Raw genomic sequence first — 13514 nt, 5'->3', positions numbered from 1 at the left:
CCTGCTGCGATCAGCTGACGTGCGGGAGCGCACCGCACTGGCAGAGGAGGAAAAGATTCGGCACCGTATTTCGTGCCACCTCAAAGAAACTGAATTTCAATCGAATTGAAAAATCATGATCAGCGAGAGAATAAATTCCAAAAATAAAAATCGGATAGCTGGCAATTTGGTTAATAAAGGATTTCATTCAATTCAAATATCATCGGAATTTCAATAATCAAATTATTTCCACGGTTTCAATTGGTTTTTTGAATATTTTATTTCACCGAACACCAAATACCCATTTAAAAATGAATTTCATGTTTGATTAATTTGATTCTTTTCAAAATTTCCATGCATAAATAAGCCAATTCCACTTTTCAACCAGCATTGCTCACTTGGCGAACAATGCGTCGTTTTTCACGATCCGCCTCAAAAACATAGAAATTAGGTATATCGAACGTCATGGTTCAGGTAGTTCCATTTTGAAACACTCATGTCTTTCCACAAACAGGAGCAAAAGACCCGCGCAACCGCCCCGTCAAGTTCATAGGATTGCGCAAGCCTCGGGCTGAATTGAATTTCAATTAAAACTCGCAGAAAAAATCCAATTCGGCACTTGCTTTCCATTTTTCTCTTGAAAATGTATGAAACCCCAAACTGCTTTGCCGCCGATGGGGAAAGTGGCCCCGGAGCGCTCGACGGACGACCTTTGCGTCTCCCCGCCCACGCTCGCAACGACCGGCCTGCGTCGCTCACGCCAACCGGGGCAGGCACATGCTTGATCACCGGCTCATCAGCTCTGGCGAGAAGGCCTCCGCCGGCGTCTGCGCGCCCGCCGCGAGGCTGTGGCCGGACTTCCTGATCGGCCAGGAGAAATCGCCGGTGCGCGTGCTGCTCGTCGACGACGACGAGTACATGCGCCGGGTGATCGCCCAGGAGTTGCTGTCGGACCTGCGCATCCAACTCGAAGGCCAGGCCGACAGCGTTCGCGAGGGACGCCGGCTGCTGACCACGCACACCTTCGACGTGCTGATGCTCGAGCTGCAGCTGGGCGACGAGATGGGCTTCGAGCTGATCACCGAGGCACGCCGCCTGCACCGCAGCAGCGAGGTCATCGTGATCTCCTCGCTCGAGGACGACGCCCACGTGCTGCGCGCCTTCGAACTGGGTGCCATGGGGTACCTCCTGAAGAACGCCTGGTTGCAAAGCTTCGCCGATGCCGTGCTGCACGTGGTGAACGGCGGGGCCGCGATCACGCCCCGGCTCACGCGGCGCCTGCTGCACCGCCTGGACTACCACCCCCGCGAGCCGGTCGCCGACAAGGCGCCGTCGCCGCCGAGACCGCCGTCGCGCGACATGACACTGACGCCGCGAGAGAGCGAGGTCCTGCGTTGCGTGGCCTCGGGTTACGTCTCCGCGGAGATCGGCGCCAAGCTCGGCATCACCGGCCAGACCGTCAATGTGCACATCAAGAGCATCTACAAGAAGCTGCATGTGCATTCGCGCGCCCAGGCGGTGAACTTCGCCGTTCACACGGGCCTGATCTGAAGGGCAGCGACCCCATGACTTCGATCGATTGCCCCTTCGCCGCCGGATCGCGCCCTCGCCGCGCGCTCGACAAGCGGCCCTTCGTTCAGGCCATGCTTGTCGCGGCCTGGGCCACGCAGGTCATGTGCGCCGACCTGGCGATCGCAACGGAATCGACGTCGGCCGCCGTTGCGGCGCACGAGAACCCGGATGGCGGCGTTGCGGACGGCGAAGTCGCAAACGAAGCGGCCGTGGCGACGGCCTCTCCCGACGATCCGGCGGCCACAACAGGAAGCGGTGACCCGGAGCGCCCCGGCTCCGCCGTCTACAGCCCCTTCGCGAGCCCGCCACACGGCAATGAACGCCCTCCCGCTTTCGCTGCGGCGTCCCAAAAAAGCAATGGCGGCCATGCGGAAATGGCGCTCATCGCCCTGATTTCGGCCGGTGTCGCCGCGGTCGCTGTTTTTTTTTGGCTCTGGCGCGCGTAGTCAGGTTCTCGTCAGTTAATTTGTATGTGAGAAAGTTGCATTCCTGAAGATGGCCTCTCATAATTAGCGCCTTCGTTTTCGAAGACAACCAATCGACCACCGGTTGCCGTCCGCTTACAAGCGGCAACGACTTTCGGCGCGCCGACCTAGATTCTTTTTGACAGGATCCATGGTGGGGGTATCGCATGAACAAGTGTCGAATCAAGGTCCGCATGAAATGCGGGCTTCATCTCCATGCCGGCATCGCGCCTGACCGGCATCGCGCAATGGATATTTGCTGCACCGCCCCGCTGCGGTGCCTGAGCGGCCGACGACGACCCTAGTCGCTCCCCAGGCGTGACCGCCACCGGGTCGCGCGCTGCATCACTTCCTCGAAAAACCCGCGGCTGGCAATTCCAGGCGCGCGGTCACTCCTGAGCCACGCTACATGAGCCTTTTCGCCATGTAGGCGGGACCGGGGCTGCATTGAAAGTCGTTCGTCTTGAGGAGAATAGAAATGGCCACGCTGATCAGGTCCGATCTCGAATTCATTCTTCAACAAATTCTCATTGCGGAAGCACAAGCAGCGGGAGCGGACCCCGCGAGCCTGGTCCCGAACGCCTTTGCGCCCTTCGGCCTCAGGACGGTCGACGGGTCGTACAACAACCTGATGCCGGGCCAGAGCGAGTTCGGTGCCGCAGACAACCCGTTTCCGCAGCTGGTGCCGCAGACCTACAGCAACGAGCAGGACGACGCCTTCGCAGGGATCACCAACACGGACTACGGCAGCGCCGGGAACGTGGTCGATGCCGACCCGCGGCTGATCAGCAACCTGGTCGCCGACATGACCAGCAACAACCCCGCGGCGGTGAGCGCCTTCGTGGCCGCGGGCCTCGGAACGCTCGACGCAGCCGGCGTCCTGTACGACCTCCAGGGCGTCGTCATTCCCCCCGGCACGCTGCTGGAGATTCCGAACACCAGCCCCGACGAAGGCCTGTCGGCGCCCTTCAATTCATGGTTCACCTTCTTCGGCCAGTTCTTCGACCACGGCCTCGACCTGGTCAACAAGAGCAGCACCGAGATGATCTTCATGCCGCTGCAGCCGGACGACCCCTTGTTCGATACGACCCCCGGCGCCCCCAATTTCATGATCCTGTCGCGCGCCACGCGCGATGCGAACGGCGACCAGACCAACCAGACCACGCCCTTCGTCGATCAGAACCAGACCTACACCTCGCATCCCTCGCACCAGGTGTTCCTGCGCGAGTACGTGCTCGACGCCAACGGCCGTCCGGTGGCCACGGGCAGCCTGCTCGATGGCGCCGACGGCGGCCTTGCCAACTGGGCCCAGGTCAAGGCGCAGGCGCTGATGCTCGGCATCCAGCTCGACGACGCCGACGTGCTGGACCTGCCGCTCCTGGCGACGGACCAGTTCGGCAAGTTCATCCCCGATCCCGTGACGGGCTTCGCGCAGATCGTGCTGCGAGCCGCCGACGTCGGCGGGCCGCTGGACCCGGACGGCAACGGGCTCGCCTCGGGCACGCCCGGCGCGCCCCTCGACGCCAGCGTGGGCGTTCGCACCGGCCATGCTTTCCTGAACGACATCGCGCATGCCGCGGCGCCCGTGTTCGTGGGCGGCGTGCTGGCGCCCGACAGCGACTCGGCCGTCGGCCTCTCGGAACCCGGCACCTATGACGACGAGTTGCTGGACCGCCACTTCATCACCGGCGACGGCCGCGGCAACGAGAACATCGCCCTGACCTCCGTCCACCACGTCTTCCACTCCGAACACAACCGGCAGGCCGAAGAGATCAAGGCCACCGTCCTGGCCACCGGCGACGCTGCGTTCATCGCCTCATGGCAGCTGCCCGACGGCTCATGGAACGGCGAGCGCATCTTCCAGGCCGCGCGCTTCGCGACGGAGATGCAGTACCAGCACCTGGTGTTCGAAGAGTTCGCGCGCAAGATGCAGCCGGCCGTCGACGAGTTCCTGGCCGAAACCAACTACCAGACGACGATCAATCCGGCGATCGTCGCCGAGTTCGCGCATGCCGTCTTCCGCGTCGGCCACACGATGCTGACCGAGACCGTGGACCGGCTGGACCCCAATTTCCTGTCGAGCGATCTCGCGCTGGTCGATGCCTTCCTCAACCCGATCGGGTTCAACAACGACGGCGCACTGACGCCGGAGCAGGCGGCCGGCGCCATCGTGCGCGGCATGACCCGGCAGGTGGGCAACGAGATCGACGAGTTCGTCACCGACGCGGTGCGCAACCAGCTCCTGGGCCTGCCGCTGGACCTCGCCGCCATCAACATCGCACGCGGCCGGGACACCGGCATTCCCACGCTCAACGAAGCGCGCCGGGAGTTCTACACCTCGACCGCGGACCCGCAGCTCAAGCCCTATACGAGCTGGGTCGACCTCACGCAGCACCTCAAGCATGAAGCCTCCGTCATCAACTTCATCGCGGCGTACGGCACGCATGGCGCGCTGACCGCCGCGGACGTCGACACGATGGCCGAGAAGCGGGCCGTGGCGGCCGCACTCGTCTTCGGCGGCACCGTGGTTCTCAACGCCGGCACGGCCGCGGAGCGCAGCTTCGTTGCAGACGAAGCAGACAGGCTCGCCTTCCTGAACAGCACGGGCATCTACGCGATGGTCGGCGGTGTCACCACCACGGGCGTGGACGACATCGACCTGTGGATCGGCGGCCTGGCCGAAGAGCAGATGCCCTTCGGCGGCCTGCTGGGCTCGACCTTCAACTTCGTCTTCGAGTCGCAGATGGAGGCGCTGCAGAACGGCGACCGCTTCTACTACCTCTCCCGTCTGGCCGGCCTCAACTTCCTCACCGAACTGGAGAACAACACCTTCGCCAAGCTGGTGATGCTCAACACCGACGCCACGCACCTTCCGGCCGACATCTTCTCGACCCCGGGCCTGATCCTCGAGGTCGACCAGTCGCGCCAGTTCACCGGCATCGGCGTGGACGGTCACGGCGACCCGACCGAGGGCGGCACCGAACTCACCCCGCTGGTGATCCGTGACGATCCCACGACCGCGGCCGTGGAGACCACCTACCTGCGCTACACGGGCGACGAACACGTCGTGCTCGGCGGCACCGCCGGCAACGACACCCTGATCGCCAGCATCGGCGACGACACCATCTACGGCGACGGCGGCAACGACCGCATCGAGTCCGGCGACGGCAACGACCAGGTCGAGGGCGGCGCGGGCGACGACATCATCACGGACCGCGGCGGCGACGACGTGCTCAAGGGCAACGAGGGCAACGACGTCATCCACGGCGGCAACGGTGCGAACCTCATCATCGGCGGGGACGGCAGCGACTTCATCATCACCGGCGAGGACGTTTCCGAAGTCTTTGCCGGCCAGGGCAACGACTTCGTCCTGGGCAGCAAGGGCAACCTGCCGACATTCGGCAACGAGGGCCACGACTGGATCGAGCTGGGAACCCAGGACGGCACCACGGGCGACAGCTTCGACCCGCTCGTGCAAGACAGCGTCATCGGCAACGACGTCCTGATCTCCGGCGGCGGTTTCGACGAGCTGATCGGCGAAGGCGGCGACGACATCTTCACCGGCTCCGACGGCGAAGACCACTTCGACGGCGGCTCCGGCTTCGACTGGGCCAGCTACAAGTTCGACAAGTACGGCGTGACCGCCGACATGATCGTCAACGACTTCGTGGTGCCCCCGGTGGTCAACTCGAACGCCGCGATGATGGACCGCTTCGCCTTCACCGAAGGCTTGTCGGGATCGGCTTTCGCCGACTTCCTGCGCGGCGACGACGCCGACGCCGTCGAGATCCTGCAGGCGGGCTGGACCGGCAGCGTGCTCACCAACATCGCGCTCATCGACGGCCTGCAAGGCCTGCTGCCCGCGGGCATGACCTCGTTCGGCGAGGGCAACATCATCCTGGGCGGCGACGGCAGCGACCTCATCGAGGGCCGCGGCGGCAACGACATCATCGACGGCGACGCCTGGCTCAACGTGCGCATCGCCGTCTCGGGCGTGCCCGGCCTCACCAGCGTCGACAGCCTGAAGGAGCTGGTGCCGCGCATGCTCTCGGGCGAGATCAACCCGGGCCAGCTCAGCATCGTGCGCGAGATCCTGATGTCCGACAGCGCCGACTACGACACCGCGATGTTCTCCGGGCTGCGCGCCAACTACACCGTCACCACCGGCGCCGACGGCCGCACCACCGTCACCGACAACGTCGGCACCGACGGCACCGACATCCTGCGCAACATCGAGCGGCTGCAGTTCTCCGACGCCGTCCAGCTGCTGTCCGGCAGCAACAACGCACCGGGCGGCTCGGTCACGATCAGCGACGACACGCCGCAGATCAACCAGCTCCTGAGCGTGTCGGCCGCCCTCACCGATGCGGACAATCCTGGCGGCACCGTCACCGGGCCGATCAGCTACACGTGGCAGTACGAGGCCGACCCGGTGCGCGCGCCGGGCGTGTTCCGCGACATCATCGACCTGGGCGGCGGCCAGCCCGCCACGGTGAACGGCACGACCTTCCGGGTCACCGCGCCGTTCGACGGCCTGGCCATCCGGGTGCGGGCCGTCTACCGCGATGCCGACGGCGTGCTGGAAACCGTGTACTCCGCGCCCACCGCGGCGGTCACTGGCGTGGCGGCCGTCGTGCCGCCGGCGCCGGCGCCCTCCTCCGCGCTGGTCGACAGCGCGGGCGTGCGCTTCCTCCAGTCCGACCTGCAGTTCATCCTGGAGCAGATCAAGATCTCGGAGCGGCATGCGAACGGCGAGGCGCTGACCGACATCCTGGACAACGCGCGCGCGCCGCTGGGCCTGCGCACGGTGGACGGCTCCTACAACAACCTGGTGCAGGGCCAGTCCGGCTTCGGCGCCGCGGACCAGGTGTTCCCGCGCCTGGTCGATCCGGTGTTCCGCAACGACCAGGACGGTGACACCATCAACCTCGGCCCGGGGGGCACGCTCACCAACACGGACTACGGCCCCAGCGGCAATGTGGTGGACGCCGACCCGCGCATCATCAGCAACCTGATCGTCGACATGACGAGCAACAACCCGGCGGCGGTGAGCGCATTCGTCGACGCGGGCCTGGGCACGCTGGTGGACGGTGTGCTGTACGACCTGGACGGCGTGGCGATTCCCGTCGGCACCCTGCTGGTCATTCCGAACACCGCGCCGGACGAAGGCCTGTCGGCGCCGTTCAACGCCTTCATGACCTTCTTCGGCCAGTTCTTCGACCACGGCCTGGACCTCGTGGCCAAGGGCGGCAACGGCACCATCTTCGTCCCGCTGCAGCCCGACGACCCGCTCTATGTGTCGGGCAGCAACAGCAACTTCCTGGTGCTGACGCGCGCCACCCAGGTTGCCGGACCCGGCGCCGACGGCGTCATGGGCACCGCGGACGACACCACGCACGAGGCCACGAACCTCACGACGCCTTTCATCGACCAGAACCAGACCTACACGTCGCACCCCTCGCACCAGGTCTTCCTGCGCGCCTATGAGCTCAACGCCGACGGCAAGCCGGTCGCCACCGGGCGGCTGATCACCAACCGCGACCTCGGTGCCGACGGCCTCTTCGGCACGGCCGACGACATCGAGCTGGGCGGCATGGCCACCTGGGCGGTGGTCAAGGCGCAGGCGCGCGACCTGCTGGGCATCGCGCTGGACAATGCCGACGCGCTCAACCTGCCGCTGCTGGCGGCCGACGAGTACGGCAACTTCATTCCCGACCCGGTGACCGGCTTCGCGCAGATCGTGCTGCAGGCCGGCGGAACGCTGGCCTCGGGCTCGCCGGGCGCGCCGATCGATGCAAGCCTGGCCGTGCGCACGGGCCACGTGTTCCTGGCCGACATCGCCCACACCGCCAACCCGGTGAACAGCCAGGGCGTCGCGCTGACGGCCGATGCCGACGACCAGATCGGCGGCACACCGGCCGCGGGCTTCTACGACGACGAACTGCTCGATGCGCACTACATCGCCGGCGACGGCCGGGTGAACGAGAACATCGCGCTGACCAGCATTCACCATGTGTTCCACGCCGAGCACAACCGGCTGGTCGAACACACCAAGGCGGTGATCATGGCGTCGGGCGACGCGGCCTTCATTGCCGAATGGCACCTGCCCGATGGCTCGTGGGACGGCGAGCGCCTGTTCCAGGCGGCCCGCTTCGGCACCGAGATGCAGTACCAGCACCTGGTGTTCGAAGAGTTCGCGCGCAAGGTGCAGCCGCAGATCGACATCTTCTTTGCCGCCACCCAGGTCTACGACACCGAGATCGATCCATCGATCGTCGCCGAGTTCGCCCACACGGTGTACCGCTTCGGCCACTCGATGCTGACGGAGACGGTGGACCGCTTCGACGTCGACTTCAACGTGATCGGCGGCACGGCCGACCCCACGCAGCAGCTCGGGCTGATCGAGGCCTTCCTCAATCCGCTCGCGTTCGCAGCCAGCGGCATCACGGCGGATGAAGCGGCCGGCGCGCTCGCGCGCGGCCTCACGCGCCAACAGGGCAACGAGATCGACGAGTTCGTGACCGAGGCCCTGCGCAACAACCTGCTCGGCCTGCCGCTCGACCTGGCGACGATCAACATCGTGCGCGGGCGCGACACCGGCGTGCCGACACTCAACGCCGCGCGGCGCGACTTCTATGGCGTGACCGGCGACAGCCAGCTCAAGCCCTACGCGAACTGGGTCGACTTCATGCAGCACATCAAGCATGAGGCCTCGGTGGTCAACTTCATTGCGGCCTACGGCGTGCACGCCAGCCTGGCCGCCGCCGACACCCTGATCGAGAAGCGCGCGGCAGCGGTGGCGCTGGTCTACGGCGGCATCGGTGCGCCGGAGGACCGGCTCGACTTCCTGTACGGACGCAATGCCTACGCGGACGAGGCCGGCATCACGACCACCGGCGTCGACGACATCGACCTGTGGATCGGCGGCCTGGCCGAAAAGCAGATGCCGTTCGGCGGCCTGCTGGGCTCGACCTTCAATTTCGTCTTCGAGGAGCAGATGGAGAAGCTGCAGGACGGCGACCGCTTCTACTACCTGGAGCGCACGCAGGGCCTGAACTTCCTCACCGAGCTGGAGAACAACTCCTTCGCCCGGCTGGTGATGGCCAACACCGATGTCGAGCACCTGCCCGGCGACATCTTCACGACGCCGGGGTTCACGCTGGAGGTGGACCCGTCCCGGCAGTTCACGGGCCTGGGGCTCGACGGGCGCGACGATCCGACGGCCGAGGGGAGCCTGACGCCACTGGTGCTGCGCAACAACCCCGGCACCGAAGCGGCCGATCCGAACTACCTGCAGTACAGCGGTGAGGACCACGTCGTTCTGGGCGGTACCGCAGGCAACGACACCATCATTTCCAGCATCGGCGACGACACGCTCTGGGGCGACGCCGGCAATGACCGGCTCGAAGGCGGGGACGGCAACGACTTCGTCTTCGGCGGGGCCGGCGACGACATCATGACGGACCTGGGTGGCGACGACAACATGCAGGGCGGCGACGGCAACGACGCCATCCACGGCGGCAACGGCATCAACCTGATCCTGGGCGGCCACGGCAACGACTTCATCGTCACCGGCGAAGACCCGTCCGAGGCGTTCGGCGGCACGGGCAACGACTTCATCCTCGGCGCCCGCGGCAACGAGTTCGTGTTCGGCAACGAAGGCGACGACTGGATCGAGAAAGGCATGGCCGACGGCAGCGCCGGCGAGAACTTCGACGCCTTCGCCCGCGACCAGGTGGTGGGCCACGACGTCTTCATCGGCAACTCGATCTCCGACCGGATGGACGGCGAAGGCGGCGACGACATCATGTTCGGCAACGGCGGGCAGGTGGACCGCTACGAAGGCGGCTCCGGCTTCGACTGGGCCGGGTTCAAGGACGACGCCTTCGGCGTCACGGCCGACCTGTTCCTTCGTGCCTTCGACGAGACGCCCGTGCCGATCTCGAACGCGACCGTGCTGGCGCGGTTCACTTCGGTCGAGGGCATGTCGGGCTCGGCGCACGCCGACGTCCTGCGCGGCGACGACAACGATGCGGCCGCGATGGCGCTGTCGGGCACCACGGGCAGCGTGCTGACCCACATCGAGCTCATCGACGGACTGCAGAGCCTCCTGGACCAGGTGCTCGGTGTCGGCATGGAGATGGACGGACCGGTGACTTCGTTCGCCGGCAACATCATCCTGGGCGGCGGCGGCAGCGACCTGCTGGAAGGCCGCGGCGGCAACGACATCATCGACGGCGACGCCTGGCTGAACGTGCGCATCAGCGTGCGCGAGAACGCCGACGGAACCGGCGCCGAGATCGCGAGCTATGACACCATGACCGACCTCGAGCTGCAGGGGCGCGTCTTCGACGGCACCTACAACCCGGGTCAACTCACCATTGCCCGCGAGATCCTGATGTCTGATGCGCCGGACTTCGACACGGCCGTCTTCTCGGACGTCTTCGGCAACTACGAGATCACCTTCCTCGAAAACGATGTCTGGCGCATCAGCCATGTCGTGGACGGCGTGGCCGGCGCCGACGGCATCGACGTGGTGCGCAACATCGAGCGCCTGCAGTTCTCCGATGGCGCGGCGTTCATTGCGGAAGAAGGCTTCAACCTCGATCCCGAAGGCCAGCTGACCCTCAGCGACACCACGCCCACCCTGGGCGCGACCCTCACCGTGTCGGCCCTGGGCGTGACCGACCCGGACAACGTCAGCGCGACCAACCCCGACGGTGCGATCACCGGCCCCATCGCCTACTTCTGGCAGGCCGAGGTCCGCCCCGGCATCTTCGAGGACATCCTGATAGAGAACGCCGGCGGCGAAGTGGCCCGGGCCACGGGCACGAGCTTCACGCCGCGGACCTTCGAGCTCGGCCTGGCGCTGCGCGTGCGGGCGGTCTACAAGGATGCCAACGACGTGCTGGAGAACGTGTACTCCGCCACGACCGCGCCGCTGGCCCTCAACACCGCGGCCACCGGGCAGCCGACGATCAGCGACACCACGCCGACCGAAGGCCAGCTGCTGACGGCATCGACCCTCGGCATCAGCGACGTGGACGGGCTGACGGGTGCCGTCTTCAGCTACCAGTGGGAACAGGCCGTCAACACGGGTGTCGGCGGCGGCGGCGCCGGGTTCACGCCCATCGCGGGCGCCACGCTGGCGACCTTCACGCCGGGCGCCGACCAGGTCAACCGCGAACTGCGCCTGACGGTGAGCTTCACGGACGATGCGGGCGCGCTCGAGACGGTGCGCTCCGCGGCCACCGTGGTCACGGGCGACTTCATCGCGGCCAACAACGCCGCCCAGGTCCTCACGGGCACTGAAGGCCAGGACGTGATCTTTGGCGGCGGCGGCGCGGACGCCATCAACGGCCTCGGCCAGGACGACCTCATCGACGGCGGCGCGGGCAGCGACAGCATCGCCGGCGGCGCCGGCAACGACACCATCAACTACACGATGGGCGAAGGCACGGACACCGTCGACGGCGGCGCGGGGCTGGACACCCTGAACGTCATCGGAACGGCGGCGGCCGACGCGCTCGCGGTGAGCTACAACGGCACCGCGCTCACGGTGGTGGCCGGCGGCACGGTGAGCAATGTCGAGTCGGTCACGGCCGACCTGCTGGCCGGCGTGGACACGCTGACCTACACCAGCGCCGCCGCCATCTCGGTGAACCTCACGGCCGGAACGGCCTCAGGTTTCACCTCGATCGCCGGCATCGAGAACGTGACGACAGGCGGCGGCGCCGACGTGCTCGTGGGCAATGCGCTGGCCAACGTGCTCAACGGCGGCGGCGGCGACGACCGCTTCGTCGCGACGGTGAACGACGGCAACGACAGCTACACCGGCGGCGGCGGCACCGATACGCTGGACCTCTCCGCGGTTTCCGCGGGCGTGACGATCACCCCGACGACCGCCACGGGCGCGCAGACGGGCACCGATGCGCTGTCTTCCATCGAGAACTTCATCGGCAGCCAGGGCGCTGACAGCATCGTCGTCAATGGCGGCGCGAACGTGATCGACGGCCAGGGCGGCAACGATGTCATCGACGCCGGCGGCGGCAACGACACCGTGACGGGTGGCGAGGGCAACGACACGCTCACCGGCGGCGCCGGCAACGACACGGTCGACGGCGGCGCGGGAGACGACCTCTTCCACTACCTCGTCGGCGACGGCGCGGACACGATCAACGGCGGCGCGGGCGCCAACGACCGGCTGACCATCGCCGGCACGGCGCTGGGCCAGACGCTCGCGGTGGTGCTGACGGGAACGGCGATCGCTTCCCTGGCGGGCGGCACCGTCACCGACGTCGAGGCGGTCACGGCCGACCTCCAGGGCGGCGTCGATACCCTGAGCTACGGTGCCACGACCACGGCCGTCACCGTGAACCTGGCCACCGGCACGGCCACGGGCTTCGAATCGGTGGCGAACATCGAGAACGTGACCGGTGGCGCCGGCAACGACACGCTGACCGGCAACACCGGTGCCAACGCACTGAACGGCGGTGGCGGCGACGACCGCTTCGTCGCGACGATCGGCGACGGCAACGACAGCTATGTCGGCGGGGCCGGCGTGGACACCTACGACCTGTCGGCCACCACGGCCGGCGCGACGGTGACGGTCAACCTTGCCACGAGCGCGCAGATCGGCACCGACACGCTCAACACGATGGAGAACATCATCGGCAGCCAGGGCAACGACATCATCGTCGTCAATGGCGGCGCGAACTTCATCGACGGCCAGGGCGGCAACGACACCATCAGCGCCGGTGCCGGTGCCGACATCGTGCTGGGTGGCTCGGGCAACGACACCATCAACGGCCAAGCGGGCGACGACAGGCTCACCGGCGGGCTGGACAGCGACACGGTGGACGGCGATGCGGGCGACGACACCCTCATCGCCACGGTGGGCGACGGCAACGACAGCTACGCCGGCGGCGCCGGCAACGACACCTACGACCTGTCCGCCACCTCGGCCGGTGCCACGGTCACGCCGACCTCCGCCACCAGCGCCGAGACCGGCACCGACACGCTGAGCTCGGTGGAGAACGTGATCGGCAGCCAGGGCAACGACAACATCAGCTTCGCGCCCGTGGCGCTCCTGAATTCCGCGAACGTGGTGGATGGCGGTGGCGGCAACGACACCCTCAACACCGGGGCGGGCGCGGACCGGCTGACCGGCGGCACGGGCAACGACACCATGGACGGCGGAACGGGAGACGACGTCTTCGTGTTCGCGCCGGGGTTCGGCAACGACACGATCCTCGGCTTCGATGCCAGCGGGAACCTGCTCAACGGGCAGGACCGGCTGAACATCTCCGCGATGGGGATCAACGCCGGCAACTTTGCCGCCAACGTGTCCATCACCGACCTGGGCGCCGACACGCTGGTCGAGTTCGACGGCCTGGAAAGCATCCTGCTGATGGGCGTGAACGGGGTGGGAACGAACACCATCACGCAGGCCGACTTCGTGCTGTCGACATGAGCACCGCCAACGTTTCAACGACCTTG

General features: G+C 66.4%; 3 protein-coding genes. All 3 read left to right on the top strand.

Translation table 11 applies throughout. The features are described 5' to 3' along the window. Nucleotides 1-756: 756 nt before the first annotated feature. Nucleotides 757-1530 (top strand): LuxR C-terminal-related transcriptional regulator, encoded by a 774-nt coding sequence (locus tag VBO01S_RS04070; RefSeq protein ID WP_062470860.1) that lies wholly within the window; start codon nucleotides 757-759, stop codon nucleotides 1528-1530. Between the two features lie 14 nt (nucleotides 1531-1544). Then, complete coding sequence (locus tag VBO01S_RS04065) at nucleotides 1545-1997, top strand: hypothetical protein (RefSeq protein ID WP_062470857.1); 453 nt, start codon at nucleotides 1545-1547, stop codon at nucleotides 1995-1997. Between the two features lie 496 nt (nucleotides 1998-2493). Continuing rightward, a complete protein-coding gene (locus tag VBO01S_RS04060) occupies nucleotides 2494-13488 on the top strand; it encodes a peroxidase family protein (protein ID WP_062470854.1) in 10995 nt (3664 codons plus the stop codon). Nucleotides 13489-13514: the final 26 nt, after the last annotated feature.

It is taken from the genome of Variovorax boronicumulans NBRC 103145, assembly GCF_001591345.1.
Taxonomy (GTDB): domain Bacteria; phylum Pseudomonadota; class Gammaproteobacteria; order Burkholderiales; family Burkholderiaceae_C; genus Variovorax; species Variovorax boronicumulans.
The sequence above is the reverse complement of the archived record's forward strand: the minus strand, read 5'-3'. Positions and strand labels throughout refer to the sequence as shown.